14 protein-coding genes and 1 pseudogene are annotated in these 17,074 nt (G+C 73.5%); 11 read left to right on the top strand and 4 right to left on the bottom strand.

The features are described from left to right. Positions 1–35: 35 nt before the first annotated feature. A complete protein-coding gene (locus P3T41_RS03965; protein WP_280687658.1) occupies positions 36–1,007 on the bottom strand; it encodes an endonuclease/exonuclease/phosphatase family protein in 972 nt (323 codons plus the stop codon). Between the two features lie 70 nt (positions 1,008–1,077). On the opposite strand from P3T41_RS03965, the gene P3T41_RS03960 reads away from it, so the two are divergent. From P3T41_RS03960 to P3T41_RS03935, 6 genes are all read left to right on the top strand, one after another. Continuing rightward, positions 1,078–1,695: a PadR family transcriptional regulator gene (locus P3T41_RS03960; RefSeq protein ID WP_280687656.1), complete on the top strand. Its 618-nt coding sequence runs from the start codon at positions 1,078–1,080 to the stop codon at positions 1,693–1,695. Next, the gene (locus tag P3T41_RS03955) at positions 1,692–2,465 is read left to right on the top strand and encodes an ABC transporter ATP-binding protein (RefSeq protein WP_280687654.1); all 774 of its coding nucleotides are present in this window, start codon (positions 1,692–1,694) and stop codon (positions 2,463–2,465) included. The genes P3T41_RS03960 and P3T41_RS03955 overlap by 4 nt, the downstream gene beginning before the upstream one ends. Next, complete coding sequence (locus P3T41_RS03950) at positions 2,462–5,263, top strand: FtsX-like permease family protein (RefSeq protein ID WP_280687652.1); 2,802 nt, start codon at positions 2,462–2,464, stop codon at positions 5,261–5,263. Before P3T41_RS03955 ends, P3T41_RS03950 begins: the two co-directional genes overlap by 4 nt. A 90-nt stretch (positions 5,264–5,353) precedes the next feature. Beyond that, positions 5,354–6,766, top strand: coding sequence for a dipeptidase (locus tag P3T41_RS03945; RefSeq protein WP_280687618.1), 1,413 nt, complete (start codon positions 5,354–5,356; stop codon positions 6,764–6,766). 28 nt (positions 6,767–6,794) lie between these two features. Then, on the top strand, positions 6,795–7,736 hold the full coding sequence (nudC, locus tag P3T41_RS03940; protein WP_280687616.1) for an NAD(+) diphosphatase: 942 nt from the start codon (positions 6,795–6,797) through the stop codon (positions 7,734–7,736). 209 nt (positions 7,737–7,945) lie between these two features. Beyond that, the gene (locus P3T41_RS03935) at positions 7,946–8,776 is read left to right on the top strand and encodes a GntR family transcriptional regulator (protein ID WP_280687614.1); all 831 of its coding nucleotides are present in this window, start codon (positions 7,946–7,948) and stop codon (positions 8,774–8,776) included. 107 nt (positions 8,777–8,883) lie between these two features. On the opposite strand, the gene P3T41_RS03930 is transcribed toward P3T41_RS03935, so the two are convergent. Next, complete coding sequence (locus tag P3T41_RS03930) at positions 8,884–9,138, bottom strand: mycoredoxin (protein ID WP_280687612.1); 255 nt, start codon at positions 9,136–9,138, stop codon at positions 8,884–8,886. A 295-nt stretch (positions 9,139–9,433) separates the two neighbouring features. Between P3T41_RS03930 and P3T41_RS03925 the strand changes: the two genes are divergently transcribed. From P3T41_RS03925 to P3T41_RS03910, 4 genes are all read left to right on the top strand, one after another. Continuing rightward, a complete protein-coding gene (locus tag P3T41_RS03925; protein ID WP_280688027.1) occupies positions 9,434–11,701 on the top strand; it encodes an ATP-dependent DNA helicase UvrD2 in 2,268 nt (755 codons plus the stop codon). Between the two features lie 235 nt (positions 11,702–11,936). Next, positions 11,937–12,419, top strand: a complete 483-nt coding sequence (locus P3T41_RS03920; RefSeq protein WP_280687610.1) for a hypothetical protein — start codon at positions 11,937–11,939, stop codon at positions 12,417–12,419. A gap of 204 nt (positions 12,420–12,623) precedes the next feature. After that, on the top strand, positions 12,624–12,956 hold the full coding sequence (locus P3T41_RS03915; protein ID WP_280688026.1) for a WhiB family transcriptional regulator: 333 nt from the start codon (positions 12,624–12,626) through the stop codon (positions 12,954–12,956). A gap of 56 nt (positions 12,957–13,012) precedes the next feature. Further along, positions 13,013–13,333, top strand: a complete 321-nt coding sequence (locus P3T41_RS03910; protein ID WP_280688024.1) for a hypothetical protein — start codon at positions 13,013–13,015, stop codon at positions 13,331–13,333. Positions 13,334–13,432: 99 nt separating this feature from the next. Here P3T41_RS03910 and P3T41_RS03905 read toward each other — a convergent pair whose 3' ends face one another. Together P3T41_RS03905 and P3T41_RS03900 are read right to left on the bottom strand one after the other, a co-directional pair. After that, the gene (locus P3T41_RS03905; protein ID WP_280687609.1) at positions 13,433–14,764 is read right to left on the bottom strand and encodes an AarF/ABC1/UbiB kinase family protein; all 1,332 of its coding nucleotides are present in this window, start codon (positions 14,762–14,764) and stop codon (positions 13,433–13,435) included. Between the two features lie 172 nt (positions 14,765–14,936). Further along, positions 14,937–16,025, bottom strand: coding sequence for a ThiF family adenylyltransferase (locus tag P3T41_RS03900; protein WP_280687608.1), 1,089 nt, complete (start codon positions 16,023–16,025; stop codon positions 14,937–14,939). Between the two features lie 493 nt (positions 16,026–16,518). On the opposite strand from P3T41_RS03900, the pseudogene P3T41_RS03895 reads away from it, so the two are divergent. Beyond that, positions 16,519–17,073, top strand: a pseudogene (locus P3T41_RS03895) (M48 family metallopeptidase); the annotation flags it as partial. Between the last annotated feature and the right edge of the window lies 1 nt (position 17,074).

The following is a 17,074-nucleotide window of genomic DNA, read 5'->3' as shown; positions in this document are numbered from 1 at the left end:
TCAGTTCGGCCTCTCGGCCGGGTCGGGACGACGGATCACAGCTCCACCTCCACCAGCAGCGGCCGGTGGTCCGAGACCCCGACCCGGGGCGCCGACACGGTGCCCACCGCCGTGCGCGGCACGCCCACCGCCAGCACGTGATCGAACTGCACCGCCGGGCGGTGCGAGGGGTAGGTGGGGGTGCGGGCCAGGTCGTGCCAGCCGCGCAGCTGCGGCGAGCCCTCGCGGCCCGGGCGGCGCCGCGCACCGGGCAGCGGGCGGGAGCGGCGCAGGGCGCGCGGCTCGCGCGGGCGCCGGCGGGTGCCGGGTGTGCGGTCCAGCGCGGTGGCCCCGCCGAGCACGGTGCGCGGGACCGGGCCGACCAGATTGAAGTCGCCGAGCACCAGGTAGGGGCGGGGCAGGTCGGCGATCCAGCGGCGGATGCCGGCCAGTTGGGCCATGTTCCAACCGGGCACGAAGGACAGGTGGGTGGCGACCACGGTGAACGGGCCGCGGTCGCCCTCCAGGACGGCCGCCAGCGCCGCCCGCGGCTCGTCGGGCACGGGCGTGAGCCCGCGCCGCCCGGCCACGCGCAGCGGCAGTCCGAACGGGGCGGGGGCGAACCGCCGGGCCCGCCAGTGCCGCACCGGCAGCCGGGTGAGCAGCGCGGTGCCGTAGGAGGGCAGCTCGGTGGCGGTCTCCACCTCCTGGGGCCCGTAGACCCGCAGGCCCGGCACCGCCGGTTCGCGCAGCCAGCCGGCCACCGGTGCCGGCCTGCCGTGCAGTGCGGCCGCGAACCGCCAGTCGGTGGCGCCCATCGCCTTGGCGGCCACCGCGCTCTGGTCGCTCAGGCCCGACCGCTGCTGGTACCGGTCCACCTCCTGGAGCGCCAGCACGTCGGCGTCCAGCGCGGCGATCGCCTCGAAGAGCGGGTCGGCCGCCTGGTCCGGGTAGGGCAGCGGGCTGCCGTCGGCGGCCAGCGGCTGGCCGTGCAGCAGATTGAAGGTGGCGATGCGAAGCGGGCTCACACCTGGTGACGGTACGCCAGGCAGGCCGGAAGCTTGAGACTGCGCTGCATACCGGGTATACATACGTGGTATGTCCATCAGACACGGTCTGCTCGCCCTGCTCGACCAGGGACCCCGTTACGGCTACCAGCTACGCACCGAGTTCGAGGCCAGAACCGGTGCCACCTGGCCGTTGAACGTCGGTCAGGTCTACACCACGCTCGGTCGCCTGGAGCGCGACGGCCTGGTGGTCCCCGACGGTGAGGACGAGGAGGGTCACCTCTTCTACGCCGTCACCGAGAAGGGACGCACGGAACTGCGCGCCTGGTTCGACACGCCGGTGCCGCGGACCAACCCGCCCCGGGACGAGCTGGCGATCAAGCTCGCGATGGCGGTGACCGTGCCCGGGGTGGACGTGCACGGGGTCGTCCAGGCCCAGCGCCGGCACAGCATCCAGGCGCTGCAGGACTACACCCGGCTCAAGGCCCGGGCGCTGGCGGGCGAGGCGGCCGCCGGCGGGGTCGAGGGGACCGAACTGGCCTGGCTGCTGGTGCTCGAGCAGCTGATCTTCCAGGCCGAGGCCGAGATCCGCTGGCTGGACCACTGCGAGACCCGGCTGGCCAACCACCGCGAGCGGCAGACCGCTGCCGCCCCCGCCGCCGAGGCGCCCAGGCGGCGCCGCACCAAGCAACAACTGGGGGAACGTTGATCGACACCGGCTTTCGGGACCGCACCGAACCCGTGCTCCACCTGGACCAGGTGAGCCGGGTGCACGGGCAGGGCGCCGCGGAGGTGCACGCGTTGCGCGAGGTGGACCTGCGGGTCTACCCAGGAGAGTTCGTCGCAGTGATGGGGCCGTCGGGGTCGGGCAAGTCGACCCTGCTGACCTTGGCGGGCGGCCTGGACAGCCCCAGCGGGGGGCGGGTGGTGGTGGAGGGGCGTTCGCTGGGTGAGCTGTCGCGGCGTCGGCTGGCGGAGGTCCGGCGGCGGGCGATCGGCTACGTGTTCCAGGACTACAACCTGATCCCGGCGTTGACGGCGGTGGAGAACATCATGCTCCCGCGGGAGTTGGACGGGGTCTCCACCCGGGCGGCGCGCCGGGAGGCGCAGGCGGCACTGGACGAGGTGGGGATCGGGGAGCTGGCGGATCGTTTCCCCGACGACATGTCGGGCGGCCAGCAGCAGCGGGTGGCGATCGCCCGGGCACTGATCGGGGAGCGCCGCCTGGTGCTGGCGGACGAGCCGACCGGGGCGCTGGACTCCACCACGGGTGAGGCGGTGCTGGCGGTCCTGCGGGCGCGCTGTGACGCGGGGGCGGCCGCCATGATGGTCACCCACGAACCGCGCCACGCCGCCTGGGCGGACCGCGTGGTCTTCCTGCGCGACGGCCGGCTGGTCGACGAGACCGGCCGGCGCAGCGCCGAATCGCTGCTGATCACGGCGGCCACCAACAGCCTCAACCGGCCGGAGGCGTCGTGAAGTTCACCTCCTGGCGAGTGGCGCTGCGGATCGCCCGCCGCGATGCCCTGCGAGCCAAGGGCCGCAGCCTGCTGGTCCTGGCCATGATCGCGCTGCCGGTGCTCGGCGTGACCGGCATCGACGTGGTCTACCACAGCGGCACCCTGACCGCCGCCGAGCGGGCCGATCGCGAACTGGGCCGCGCCGACCTGTTGCTGGAGTCGCACCTGCGCGGCGGCACCATCATGCAGGCACCGTTCGCCAGCGCCGGCGAGAACGACGAGCCGCCCGGCCCGCAGCCCACCGAGCAGCAGCAGCGCAGCCTGCACACCGACCCGGCCGTGCTGGCCGCCCAGCTGCTGCCGCCCGGTTCGGTGCTGACGCCGCTGGCCGACAGCCAGGACGTGCAGGCCGGCAGCGTGGCGGGGCAACTGCAGGCCACGGCGACCGAGGCCGACCTGACCGATCCCGTCTGGCACGGCCGGCTCAACCTGATCCGTGGTCAGGCCCCGGTGGACGGTCACCAGATCGCCGCCACCCAGCGCTTCCTGGACGACTCCGGGCTGAAGCTCGGCGACACCACCACGCTGCGGCCGCTGGGCGGCGCGCCGTTCACCATCACCGGTGTGGTCGAGAACCCGGACAACCTCGCCCTCACCGCCCTGATCGCCCGCCCGGGCGCGCTGAGCGGCGGGCAGCCGGCTGCGGCCGGTTCGGACACCGGTTCGGACGTCGGGTCGCCCGCGAGCTGGCTGGTCCGGCTGCCGGCCGGTGCCACCGTCGACTGGGCCAAGGTCCAGGAGCTGAACCGGTACGGCTTCGCGGCCACCTCGCGCAGCGTGGTGCTGCACCCGCCGGCCCGTGCCCAGGTGCCGTACTACGTCCAGCAGGACGCCTCGCCGAACGGCGGCTACTTCAACCAGACCGTCGTGGTGGTGCTGGTCACCGTCGCCGGCATGGCGCTGCTGGAGATCGTGCTGCTCGCGGGCCCCGCCTTCGCCGTCGGGGCCCGGCGCTCCCGGCGGCAACTCGGCCTGCTGGCCGCCGCCGGCGGTGACCGGGCGCAGGTGCGCGCGGTGGTGCTGGGCGGCGGGGTGGTGCTGGGCATCGCCGGGGCGGTGATCGGGGTGCTGCTGGCCGTGCTGCTGGTGGCGGTCACCCGGCCGTGGACCGAGCCGCTGGCCGGCCGGCGGTTCGGGTCGCTGCGGGTGGTGCCGCTCGACCTGCTCGGCATCGTCGCGATGGGCCTGGTCACCGGGCTGCTGGCGGCCGTCGTCCCGGCCGTCCAGGCCTCCCGGCAGGACGTGGTGGCCGCGCTCACCGGCCGCGGCGGGATCAAGCCGCCGTCGCGCCGGCTCACCCTGCTCGGACTGCTGATGCTGGTCGGCGGAGCGGCACTGGCGCTGCTCGGCGCGACCCGTGGCATGGGCACCCGCAGCACGGCCGTGCTCGGCGGCTCGATGCTCGCCGAGCTGGGCATGGTCGCGTGCACCCCGATGGTGGTCGGCCTCTTCGGCAAGCTGGGCCGCTGGCTGCCGCTGGGCCCCCGGCTGGCGCTGCGCGACGCGGTGCGCCACCGCGGCCGGACCGCACCGGCGGTGGCGGCCGTGATGGCGGCGGTCGCGGGAGCGGTCGCGGTCGGGATCTACACCACGAGCTCCGACGAGGCCAACCGGCAGGCCTACCACCCCTCGGGACCGAGCAAGTCGGTCACCCTCGCCTTCTACCGGGCCAAGGCCGGCTCGACGGTCTTCGCGGACCAGCGGGCCGCCATTGAGCGCTCCATCCCGGCCCTGGGGCCGCGGGCCGACATCGGGACCATCAGCTACCCGGCCGGCTGCGACCAGGCCGCCGACCACTGCGGCCAGTCGATGGCTGAGCCGGCCGTCGCCCAGCGGTGCCCGCTGGACGACGCCGGGAGCCACGGTCCGGACGACTACCGGCAGGCCGAGAGCGATCCGCGCTGCGCGGACGAACTGCCCTACGGCAGCGCCTTCGGCTCGGTCGTGGTGGGCGACGCCACCGTCCTGCACAACCTGTTCGACCTGCACGACAGTGCTGCCGAGCAGGCGGCGGCCGACGGCCGGGTGCTGGTCTTCCAACCGCGGATGCTGCAGGACGGCAAGGCCTTCCTCCGCCTCCAGGAGCCCTACCAGAACGGGGACTACTCGACGACGCCGCCGAGCCACGAGATCACGGTGGACGCGGCCTTGGCGCCGCTGCCCGACGCGCCCGCGCGGATGTTCATGACCCCGCAGACGGCCGCCCACCTCGGGCTGGCCACCACCGACGCCGGGTCGGTCTGGCTGCCGGCCGCGATGCCGAGCTCGGCCGCCGAGCAGCACGCCCGGGCCGAGGCCGGGGCGGTCGCGGGGAACGGCTGGAACCTCAGGGTCGAGCGCGGCTACCAGCCGCAGCACACGCTGATCGAGCTCGGCCTGACCGGCTTCGCGGTCCTGGTGGCGCTCGGCGCGGCGGGCATCGCCACCGGGCTGGCCTCCGCCGACTCGCAGCAGGACCTGACCACGCTGGCGGCGGTCGGCGCGGCGCCGCGGATCCGGCGCACGCTCTCCGGGTTCCAGTGCGGGGTGATCGCGGCGATGGGCGCGGTGCTCGGCACGGTCTGCGGGATGGTGCCGGCGGTGGCGCTGCGCCGGGTCGAGGGGATGGCGTCCTCGCCGCTGGACCACTCGCACACGGTGATCGCCTTCCCCTGGACGAGCATCGCGCTGACCCTGGTCGGCCTGCCGCTGCTGGCGGTGCTGCTGGCCGCCCTGCTGACCCGCTCGCGGATCACCCTGCTGCGGCGTGCGGCCTAGGGAGAGGGGTGACGGAGGTTACACGTCGCTGTGGTCCGCCTCGCGGACCACAGCGGCACGCGGCCGGTCGGGCGAACTAAAGTCGTCCGTATGACGAAAACCCCGGACAGCGCCGTCCGTTCCTTCATCGATCAGCACGAGGCCGCCTTCCTGGCGGACCTCACCGACTGGCTCCGCATCCCCTCGGTCGGGGCGGACCCGGAGCGGGCGGGCGATGTCCGCCGGTCCGCCGAGTGGCTGGCGGCGAAGCTGCGGGAGACCGGGTTCCCGGTGGCGGAGGTCTGGGAGAGCGACGGGCTGCCGGCGGTCTTCGCCGAGTGGCCCGCGGGCGAGGCCGACGCGCCGACCGTGCTGCTCTACGGTCACCACGACGTGCAGCCGGCCGCCAAGGCGGACGGCTGGGACACCGAGCCGTTCGAGCCGGTGGTGGTCGGCAACCGCCTGTACGCGCGGGGCGCGGCCGACGACAAGGGCCAGGTGTTCTTCCACACCCTGGGCCTGCGCGCCCACCTGGCCGCCACCGGGCGGACCGCGCCGGCCGTCAACCTCAAGCTGCTGATCGAGGGCGAGGAGGAGTCCGGCTCGCCGAACTTCGGCGCCCTGCTGCGCCGGGAGGCCGACCGGCTCGCCGCCGACCTGGTCTTCGTCTCGGACACCGGGATGTGGAGCGAGACCACCCCCACCGTCTGCACCGGGATGCGCGGCAAGGCCGACTGCCAGATCGACCTGTTCGGCCCGGACAGCGACATCCACTCCGGCTCGTTCGGCGGCGCCGTGCCCAACCCGGCGACCACCGCGGCCGAGCTGGCCGCCGCGCTGCACGACGGCGACCGCCGGGTCGCGGTGCCCGGCTTCTACGACGGTGTGATCGAGCTGACCGAACGGGAGCGCGAACTCTTCGCCAAGCTGCCGTTCGACGAGTCGGCCTGGCTGGCGACCGCCAAGTCGCACGGCACCCAGGGCGAGGCCGGCTACTCGACCCTGGAGCGGGTCTGGGCCCGGCCGACCGCCGAGGTCAACGGGATCTGGGGCGGCTACACCGGCCCCGGCAGCAAGACCATCGTGCCGGCCCAGGCGCACCTGAAGATCTCCTTCCGGCTGGTGGCCGGGCAGGACACCGAGAAGGTGGAGCGGTCCATCGCCGACTGGGTGGCCGGACAGCTGCCGGCCGGCATCCGGCACGAGATCACCTTCCGCGCGGCCACCCGCCCCTGCCTGACCCCGCTGGACCACCCCGCGCTGCGGTCCACCGTGCGGGCGATGGAGCGGGCCTTCGAACAGGAGATCCTCTTCACCCGCGAGGGTGGTTCCGGGCCCGCCGCCGACCTCCAGGACGTGCTCGGGGCGCCGGTGCTCTTCCTGGGCATCTCGGTGCCCTCCGACGGCTGGCACTCGGTGAACGAGAAGGTCGAGCTGGACCTGCTGCGCAAGGGCGTGGAGGCCGCCGCCTACCTCTGGGGCGACCTGGCCGAGAACTACCGGCCGGTGGCCGGGGACCACTGATGATCTGTGATCGGGGACGGACCGACCAATGAGCACCTTGCCTGACACCGAAACACCGCCCCGGCTCGCGCTCGCCCGGGCGGGGGTCGACCGGGCCGCGCAGCATCGGCTGGACGAGCCCTGGCTGGCCGCCGCCTGGAGCCACCCGAGCACCAAGGTGCTGCCGATCTCCGGTGGCGAGGCCTTCGTGGTGGACACCGACCACGGCTCCGAGCTGGTCCTGCTGCCCTCCTTCGAGGCGTCGCAGACCGGTGACCGGTACTTCCTCGGCACCGACGACGACGGCGTCTCGTACTTCGCGCTGGCCGGCGAGACGCTGCCCGGGCGGCTGGACGGCGACGCCCGGCCGGCCGGGCTGCGCGAGGTCGGCGGCAGCCTCTCGGACCGCGACGCGGGCCTGCTGGTGCACGCGGTGGCGCTGGAGCACTGGCACCGGCTGCACAGCTTCTGCTCGCGCTGCGGGCACCCGACCGAGAAGGCGGGCGCGGGCCACCTGCGCCGCTGCACCTCCTGCGCGGCCGAGCACTACCCGCGCACCGACCCGGCGGTGATCATGATGATCACCGACGAGCAGGACCGCTGCCTGCTGGGTCGTCAGGCGCTCTGGCCGGAGGGCCGCTGGTCCACCCTGGCCGGGTTCGTCGAGCCGGGCGAGTCGATCGAGCAGGCGGTGGCCCGCGAGGTCTTCGAGGAGGCCGGGGTGCGGGTCGGCGAGGTCGGCTACGTGGCCAGCCAGCCCTGGCCGTTCCCGGCCAGCCTGATGCTGGGCTTCGTCGGCCGGGCCGAGCCCGGTGGCACCGAGATCACCGTGGACGGGGAGGAACTGGCCGAGGCGCGCTGGTTCTCCCGCGAGGATCTGCGGGCCGGGATCGAGTCCGGGGAGATCCTGCCGCCGTCGGGGATCTCGATCGCCCGGCATCTGATCGAGCGCTGGTACGGCGGCCCGGTGCCGAGTACGGCGCGCTGGTAGCGGAAATAGCAAGGGGGGCGCGCGGAAATTAATCCACGCCCCCCTTTGCCAAGCTCTGCCATCAACTGCTCTGATCGGCCATCAGGTCCGACAAAATAGCAGGTCAGCGACCTTGTGTGGGCTCACGGACCAATTTCCGGCCGGGCAATCATGGCCCATTATGGTCGGTTTGGCTGAGACGGTCTGGGTGGAATCGCTACATTTCCAGAGTGACCATCTCCAGTGGAAGCGTTCCGTCCCCCAAGTACCAACGACTGGCCGCCGACCTGCGCCGCCGGATCGCCGCCGGAGAGTGGCCCGGCGACACCGCCCTGCCCGTGGAGTCCGAACTGGAGCAGCAGTACGGCGTGGCCCGCAACACCGTCCGGCTGGCGGTCGACGTGCTGGTCAACGAGGGGCGGCTGGTGCGCCTCCAGGGCAAGGGCACCTTCCTGCGCGAGCACCCGGTGCTGGACCACCGCGCCTTCGGCCCGCCGTTGGCCCGGTGCACCGGCGCCGCGGCCGGTGAACCGGTGCTGCCCGCCCAGCGGGACGGTCTGGCCGCGCCCAGCGAGGTCTACAACGCCGAGGCCGACGCGGCGGGTCGGGCGCTGACGGCCGAGTTCGAGATGCTGATCGTGCGGGCGCGGGTGGACGTGGCCGAGCGGCTCGGCCTGCGGCCCGGGGAGGCGGTGGTGGTCCGCCGGCAGCTGCGGCTGATGGACCGCGAGCCCTACTCGATCGAGGAGAGCCACTACCGGGCCGGGGTCGCGGCCGGTACCGCACTGATGGAGCCCGATCCGGTCCCGGGCGGGGACGAGGCGGTGCTGGCGGCGCTCGGGCGCCTCGAGATCGGCGCGGTGGACCAGGTGGTCGCCCGGATGCCGGGCCCAGAGGAGGCGCAGTGGTTCCAGGGCGGCCCCGGCATCCCGCTGCTGGTGCAGACCCGGGTCACCTACGACCGGCGCGGCCCGGTGCGGGTGATCGAGACCCGGTACTCGGCCGACCGCTGCCGGCTGGTCTACGGGCTCGGCGAGCTGACGGCACGTCAGCGTCCCTGATCCGGCAGGTATGACGCCCGCGTCATGATCTTGACGCATCGCACGGTGGAGAAGCGGCGGGCCCGGTGCGGCTGACCGCCACCGGACCCGCCTGGACCGAACGCGGGTCAGACGGCCAGCGCGGCCTGAACCTGACGCAGGCTCGGGTTGGTCATCACCGTGCGCTCGCCGCTGGCGGAGACGACCAGGACGGTCGGGACGGTCTGGTTGCCGTCGTTGACCGACTCGACGAACTGCGCGGACTGCGGGTCCTGCTCGATGTTGATCTCGTCGTAGCCGATGCCCTCACGGGTGAGCTGGCTCTTCAGCCGCTGGCAGTATCCGCACCAGGTCGTGCTGTACATCGTCACGCTGCCGGACATCGAAAGGGCTCCTTCGTCGCGGGTGGTTCGCCAAGGGTGGGTCTCGCGCTGCACAACGTACGCGAGGCCGGGTCCATTCCGGCGGGTGTGCGGGCTCCGCCGCAAGCGCGGGCCGATCGTCGTACCGGGCCTGTGGACAACTCGGGGCGGGTTGTCGGCGATTCCTGTCAGGATGTCCGGACCGGGCCGGTCGGCCCGCCGGGCTGAGAGGATGGAGCCCATGCAGGAAGAGCTGTCGATCGACTCCCAGGGCGGCCCCGGCGGCTACGGCGTCCGCCCGGCCGACCCGGACGCCGTGCTGGCCGGGCTCGACCCGGAGCAGCGTGCCGTCGCCACCGCGCTGCACGGACCTGTCTGCGTGCTCGCGGGCGCCGGGACCGGCAAGACCAGGGCGATCACCCACCGGATCGCCTACGGGGTGCGCAGCGGCGTCTTCCAGCCGCAGCAGGTGCTGGCCGTCACCTTCACCGCGCGGGCGGCCGGCGAGATGCGCGGCCGGCTGCGCCAGCTCGGTGCCGACGGCGTGCAGGCCCGCACCTTCCACTCCGCCGCGCTGCGCCAGCTGCAGTACTTCTGGCCCCGCGCCGTGGGAGGCGAGGTGCCGCGGCTGCTGGAGCGCAAGGTCCAGCTGGTCGCCGAGGCCGCCGGGCGCAGCGGCCTGCGGGTGCAGCGCACCGAGCTGCGCGACCTGACCGGCGAGATCGAGTGGGCCAAGGTGACCCAGATCGTGCCGGACGACTACCCGGTCGCGGTGGTCAAGGCGGGCCGGGACGCGCCCCGAGACCCGGCCGAGATCGCCCGGGTCTACGCGACCTACGAGCAGGCCAAGCGCGACCGCAACGTCATCGACTTCGAGGACGTGCTGCTGCTGACCGCCGCCATCCTGGAGGACCGCCCGGAGATCGCCGAGCGGGTTCGCGCCCAGTACCGGCACTTCACCGTGGACGAGTACCAGGACGTCTCGCCGCTCCAGCAGCGGCTGCTCGACCAGTGGACCGGCGGCGGTGCGGGCGCCAGTCTCTGCGTGGTCGGCGACGCCAGCCAGACCATCTACTCCTTCACCGGTGCCACCCCCGACTACCTGCTGAACTTCCGGGTCAAGCACCCCGACGCCACCATGGTGAAGCTGGTCCGCGACTACCGCTCCACCCCGCAGGTGGTGCACCTGGCCAACGGGCTGCTCGCGCAGGCCCGTGGCGCGGCCGCCCGGCACCGCCTGGAGCTCGTCTCGCAGCGCCCGGCCGGGCCCGAGCCGGTCTACACCGAGTACGCGGACGAGCCCACCGAGGCGGAGAGCACCGCGCACCGGATCAAGGAGCTGCTCGCCCAGGGGGTGCGGGCCAGCGAGATCGCGGTGCTGTTCCGGACCAACGGCCAGTCCGAGGTCTACGAGCAGGCACTGGCCGACCTCGGCCTGTCCTACCAGCTCAAGGGTGCCGAGCGGTTCTTCGAGCGGCCCGAGGTGCGCGAGGCGGGGCTGCTGCTGCGCGGCGCGGCCCGGGCCGGCAACGATCCGCTGACCGCCGACGCGCCCGACCTCGCCGCCCAGGTCCGCGCCGTGCTGGCCACCCGCGGCTTCACCGCCACCGCTCCGGCAGGCTCCGGCGCGGTGCGCGAGCGGTGGGAGTCGCTGGCCGCCCTGGTCCGCCTCGCCGAGGAGTTCGAGACGGCCCGGCTGGCCGCCGGCGAGCCGGCCGACCTGGCCGCCTACGTGGCCGAGCTGGACGCCCGGGCCGCCGCCCAGCACGCCCCCGCGGTGGAGGGGGTCACCCTCGCCTCGCTGCACGCCGCCAAGGGCCTGGAGTGGGACGCCGTCTTCCTGGTCGGCCTGACCGAGGGCACCCTGCCGATCATCTACGCCAAGACCGACGAGCAACTGGAGGAGGAACGCCGGCTGCTGTACGTCGGGGTGACCAGGGCGCGCGAGCACCTCTCGCTCTCCTGGGCGCTGTCGCGTTCGCCCGGCGGCCGGGCCAGCCGCAAACCGAGCCGGTTCCTGGACGGACTGCGCCCTGGCTCGGCCGCGGGCGCCGGGCGCTCACCCGGCGGTCGCGGTGGTGTGGAGGGCGGGGCGGAGCGCTCGGCGGGGCGCCGAGCGCCGCGCGGGCCGGTCAAGTGCCGGGTCTGCGGGCGCACCCTGACCGAGGCGGTGGAGCGCAAGCTCCGCCGCTGCGAGGGCTGCCCCTCCACGATGGACGAGGGCCTCTACGAGCGGCTGCGCGAGTGGCGCTCCAAGCGGGCCAAGGAGCAAGCGGTGCCGGCCTATGTGGTCTTCACCGACGCGACCCTGATGGCGATCGCCGAGGACGCCCCCACCAGCACCGGAGAGCTGAGCCTGATCTCCGGAGTCGGTGCCATGAAGCTGGACAAGTACGGGGCCGCTGTGCTCTCGTTGTGCGCGGGGGAAGACCCCGATGAGGAGCAGGCCGCCGAGGCGGACGACCTCTCGGGTGAAGCCGTCGGCGACCTCGCCGCGGATGACGCGGAGCAGGCTCGGCAGGAGCCGCCGGGGGAGCCGTCCGAAGGGCCCGGGGAGCAGTCCCGAAACTCGCCGGAAAAATAGTTTGCGCGCTGTGCATGAAGCGCAATAGCCTGCCGGAGCGGTCAAGGGGACGAGACCGCGAAGCCGATCGGGAGCTCTCCTGGACCGGCTTACCCCTGCGTACCACCGCATGACCTGCTTCACCCCTGCCTCGCGGCAGGGCAGCTTCGCCGCAGGACAGTAGGACCGACCGAATATCCGAACACCGGAGCCCGGGAGACTGGGCACCGCGAGACGCCGAGAGGAGGCGAAGACAGTGAAGATCCAGATGAGCGCCGAACTGACTGGCCAGGCCGCTGTTTCCGCTTGCTCGCGTCTCTCCGTCCCGGGTGCCCGCACCACCGGTGCCCCCGTCGACGGTGTCTCGCTGTCGGGTGTTCGCGGCGGTCTGGGTCTCGACTCCACCCGTGTCGTCGCGACCGGTACCACCGGTGCCCTGCGCACCAGTGTGCTCTCCGGTAGCACCACGGGGACGGCTGTCGAGAACGGTCTGTCCCTCGGCTGGGCCCAGGTCGCCTTCGACTCTTCGCCTGTGATGCGCGATGAGCGACCGACCGAGGCACCGAAGGCAGTGGAAGCGGCGGCCAAGCATGGCGCCTATCTGCTGGCCGTCGGTGCCGGAGCCGCCCAGAAGCAGGACGAGCAGCTGATCAACCAGGCCAAGGCCGCCTTTATCGGCGCCGAGGCCATCCGGATCCGGGCCTTCCGCGGGCCTGAACCCTGGAGAGAGCGAACCTGAGGAACCCTCAGGTCGGCACTCCAGGGCCGCGGAACCCGTATACCGGGATCCGCGGCCCTTCTGTTTTCTCCGGTACGACAGACCACCAGGCCCCTCGGGGCCTCCGGTCCAGCCCGACCAGTCGGCTGGACCGGAACCACAACCAAGACGAGGAAGACGCAAACAGTGTCCACGGTCATCACACCGCCCCTCCCGTCCGTACCGCTGACAACGCCGACCCAGGCCGCGCCCGCTCCATTCCCTCCTCCGGAAGGCTCTCTCATGCAGATCACCGCGCTCGACGACGCCGAGACTCTCGGCGCTCCCATCCCCTGCCGTTCGTTCGACCCCGAGGTCTTCTTCGCCGAGACGCCCGCTGACGTCGAGTACGCGAAGTCCCTCTGCGGCACCTGCCCGGTCAAGGAGGCCTGCCTGGCCGGCGCCCTCGACCGCCGCGAGCCGTGGGGTGTCTGGGGTGGCGAGCTGTTCGTCCAGGGTGTCGTGGTGGCCCGCAAGCGGCCGCGTGGCCGCCCGCGCAAGACCGAGGTCATGGCGTGAACCCGGCGCACCGAGCAGCGACAGTCCACCGGGAATGCCCCCCGGCGGACGGCGCACTGCGCCACTCCGTCCGCATCGCCCTTGCCCAGGCTGATGCCGCGGTACAGACCCCCTACCCGACCACGCACCACGAGCAGGACCACGACATGGCGATCACCGCAGGGCCCAGCGCCCGCGCCGACCAGACCACTGAACTCTCCATCCAGAACAGGACCCTTGAGATGCATCTCATGCACGAAAACCTGGCCCGTGCCCATATGCAAGAACGCCTCCAGGAGGCTGAGGACCAACGCTTGGTCCGCGCCTTCCGGCTGCGGCGCAAGGCCGAGCGCGCCTCGCTGCGGGCCCGCAAGGCCCTGGCCGCGGCGGTGCTCTGACCTGCGGTCAGCACCGGTACCGACGGCTCCTTGACACAACCGTGCCCGGCCCCCGCACAGCGGGGGCCGGGCACGGTCGTGCGCGGTTCGGCCGGCGGCTCAAATCTCGGCGAAGCCGGGGAGCCAGGCGAGCATCTCGTTGCGGAACGGGGCCTGGGCGCCCAACTGGCAGAGCACGCCGATGGTGCTCAGGGTGACCCGGTGGATCAGCAGGTAGTCCGGCGGCAGGTTGAGCTGCTTGCCCAGGTTGTACGCGGGGGAGCGGGGATCGGCGATCCGGGCCGCCTGGGAGCGCATCCAGGCCCGGGTGAAGTGGAAGTCGTCCACCGCGGCCGGCTCGATGATCGGGCGCAGGTAGTCCAGCACGGCGTCCGGGTCGAGCTCGATGTTCGGCTTCACGAAGCCCTCGGCCCGCAGCATGTCCAGCACCCCGACCGCGTCCCCGGCCAGCGCCATCCGCAACGAGTCGCCGATCGGCGCGGGCAGCCCGCCGGGCAGCCGGTCGACGGTGCCGAAGTCCATCACCCCGAGCCGCCAGCCGCTCGCCGGGCCGTCGTCCTTCAGCAGGCGGAAGTTGCCCGGGTGCGGGTCGGCGTGCAGCAGCCCGGTCCGGGCCGGGCCGGCGAACAGGAACCGGGCCAGCAGGTGCCCGGCCCGGTCGCGCTCGGCCTTGGTACCGCCGGTGATCACCTCGGCCAGCGGGGTGCCGTCCAGCCACTCGGTCACCAGCACCTGGTCGGCCTGGGCGACCACGGCCGGCACCGTGATGTCCGGATCCTCGGCGAACTCCTCGGCGTGCACCTGCTGGGCCTCGGCCTCCAGCGCGTAGTCGAGCTCCTCGGCGACCCGGCTGCGCAGCTCGGTGATCAGCGGCTTGATGTCCAGACCGGGGATCAGCGGCCCGAGCAGCCAGGCCACCCTGCTGAGTTGGGCGAGGTCGGAGAGCAGGGCGTCGCCGGCGCCGGGGTACTGGACCTTGACCGCGACCCGCCGCCCGTCCTGCCAGACGGCCCGGTGCACCTGGCCGATCGAGGCCGCGGCGGCCGGACGGTCGTCGAAAGTACGGAAGTTGGCCCGCCAGTCCCGCCCGAGCCGCTCGGCCAGCGCGGTGTGCACGCTGGCGGCCGGCATCGGCGGAGCCGCGTCCTGAAGCTTGGTCAGGGCGGCCCGGTAGGGCCCGGCCACCTCCTCCGGCAGGGCCGCCTCGAAGACCGAGAGGACCTGCCCGAACTTCATCGCGCCGCCCTTCAGCTCACCGAGGACCTTGAAGAGCTGGTCGGCGGTGGCCTGCTGGAGCTCGGCGGTGACGACCTCGGCCGACCGGCCGCCGATCCGCTTGCCCAGCCCCAGGGTGGCCCGGCCCGCTATCCCCAACGGCAGGGCGGCGAGCCTTGCCGTGCGGGTCACAGCCTTGCGCGGAAGATCGCTCACCGGGGCCTCCCAATCGAACGTGCGCCGACAGCTGCCGCGGCTGCGGCGGCTGAGGGACGGTGGTCACGGTGCCATTGTGCCCGTTCCTCCCCAAGACCCGGCCGGGGCCCGTGCCGTGGGTCTTCGGCGTCCCGGGGACGGGCGTCGACGGCTGCCGGTGGGCGCCGGCCGGTCAGCGCCAGAAACAGCCGCACTCGGTGTGCGGCGGCAGCCGGAGCCGGCGCACCATGCCGTCCAGGGCGGAGACCTCGCACCAGCCGTCCACGCTCGGCGGCCGCACCCCGTCGAGCAGCAGCAGCGCGTGCAGGCCGGCCAGACCCGCCACCGCCGCGGCCACCGCGCCGTCGCAAGCCACCTCGCGTGGCTGGGCCGGACCCGTGGCGGAGAGTTGGGCGAGCACCCGGGGCCAGGCCGCGTCCCGGTCGGTGCGGGCCAGCCCGAGGCAGCGACCGCAGGCCGAGGCACCGGGCAGCACCAGCGGCCCGACTACACCCAGGTGCTCGATCACCCCGAGATAGAGGTGCGGGGTGCCCGCCTGCATCAGGGTGTGTGCCTCGACGGCATCTCCCGCGTAGGCGCCGCTGCCGTCCCGTGGGGCGAGCACCACCAGATCGGGCGGGCGGCCGGCGGGCTCGGTCCGCGCGGACCGGGACGCCGCCGTGGCCTGGCCGGGGAGGCCGCCCGCGCGCCGCACCGCCTCGCGGGCCGCCGCCGCCCTGGTCCGCCCGACCTCCTGGGCCGGGATACCGCCGGGTGCGCAGTCCCCGGGCAGCACCCGTCCCTGGTCCACCACCCGCACCTCGCCCACCCCGCCGGCCGCCAGCACCGCCGCCACGGCCGTGCCGACCCGCCCGGCACCGCGCACCTCCACCCGCAGCCCGGTCCGCCTGGCCAGCACCTGGGCGCCGCCGCCGGGGCGGGGATGGAGCAACGAGAGCGAGGCGAGATCGGGGCCGAGCAGCTCCCGGCGGCTGGGCGGTAGTTCGGCCAGCGCCTGCTCCACCGCTGCCGCGTCGTCCAGCAGGCCCGTCTCGGTCAGCGAGCGCAGCGCCTGCGTGACGTACCCGGGGGCCAGCCCCAGGCCCTCGGCCGCCGCCGCCACGGCCGGGCCGTCCCGTTCGCCGTCGAGCAGGTCGAGAAAGGCGCAGAACCGCTCATCGGCCTGGTCCACCACGTGGGCCCGCTCGGGCTCGGTGCCGAACTGCAGGGTCTGCTTGTCCCGCCAGGTCCGGGACAACGCGGACTTGAGCATCGGACGCATGGCGACCTCCTCTCCCGGTGTCCGAGCGAAACCACTCGGTCGCTTCAGGTGATCAAAGCCTGCCCCAGCTGCGGGAATTCGCCAAGCCGGTTATCCACAGGCAGTGGAGAACAACTGATGAGTGTTCAAGACGTTCATCCTTCTCGTCAGCCCGGCGTCGACCAGCCGCCGTCCACACCCGACCGTTGTTGAAAACAATTCGGCCGGGGCAGCGGACTTCTGTCAGTGCCAGCGGGTAACGTCGTGTGCCATGGCAGCCGAACGGGACTCCCAGCCCTCGGCGTCGCCTCGGCGTGCCCGTGCAGCGGCCGGGTCGGGAGTCGCGACGCCTGGTACGCGCGGGCGGCCGGCAGGGCAGGGCGCGTCGGCAGGGCAGAGCCCGCCAGTACCAGGCCTAGCAGCACCAGGCCTAGCAGCACCGGCCCCATCGGCACCGGCATCAGCGCCGGGCCCGGGCGCACCGACCACCGGCGCCCACCCCCAGCACGGTCCGGTCGAGGTCCGCCGCAGTGCCCGCCGCAGCCGCACGGTCTCCGCCTATCGCGAGGGCGATCGCACGATCGTGCTGATCCCGGCCCGGATGTCGTCAGCCGAGGAGCAGCGCTGGGTGCGCCAGATGCTCGACAAGCTGGCCGCCCAGGAGAGCCGCCGCACGCTCGGCGACGACGCGCTGGCCGAGCGGGCCGCCCGCCTCTCCACCGCGTACCTCGACGGCCGGGCCCGCCCCGACCAGGTCCGCTGGGTCACCAACCAGAACTCCCGCTGGGGCTCCTGCACCCCCAGTGAACGCACCATCAGGCTCTCCCACCGCCTCCAGGGCATGCCCGAGTACGTGCTGGACTACGTGCTGCTGCACGAACTGGCGCATCTGCTCGTCCCGGACCACGGCTCCCGGTTCTGGGCGCTGCTGGAGGCCTACCCGCGCACCGAGCGCGCCCGCGGCTACCTGGAGGGCGTGGCCGGCGCCGCCCGGCTGCCGCACGTCCCGGGCGCACGGTCGGCCGGCGCGCCCGAGGCGCCGGCCGAACCGGGCGAGGTCTGCGGCTGAG

This window comes from Kitasatospora sp. GAS204B, from assembly GCF_029892155.1.
Taxonomy (GTDB): domain Bacteria; phylum Actinomycetota; class Actinomycetes; order Streptomycetales; family Streptomycetaceae; genus Kitasatospora.
Note: the sequence above shows the minus strand (reverse complement) of the source record. Positions and strands in the feature narration are given on the sequence as shown.

Coding starts and splice junctions, on each gene's coding strand:
- P3T41_RS03900 (WP_280687608.1), bottom strand. CDS start 16,025: ATGCGTCCGATGCTCAAGTCCGCGTTGTCCCGGACCTGGCGGGACAAG.
- nudC (WP_280687616.1), top strand. CDS start 6,795: ATGAGCACCTTGCCTGACACCGAAACACCGCCCCGGCTCGCGCTCGCC.
- P3T41_RS03930 (WP_280687612.1), bottom strand. CDS start 9,138: ATGTCCGGCAGCGTGACGATGTACAGCACGACCTGGTGCGGATACTGC.
- P3T41_RS03960 (WP_280687656.1), top strand. CDS start 1,078: ATGTCCATCAGACACGGTCTGCTCGCCCTGCTCGACCAGGGACCCCGT.
- P3T41_RS03945 (WP_280687618.1), top strand. CDS start 5,354: ATGACGAAAACCCCGGACAGCGCCGTCCGTTCCTTCATCGATCAGCAC.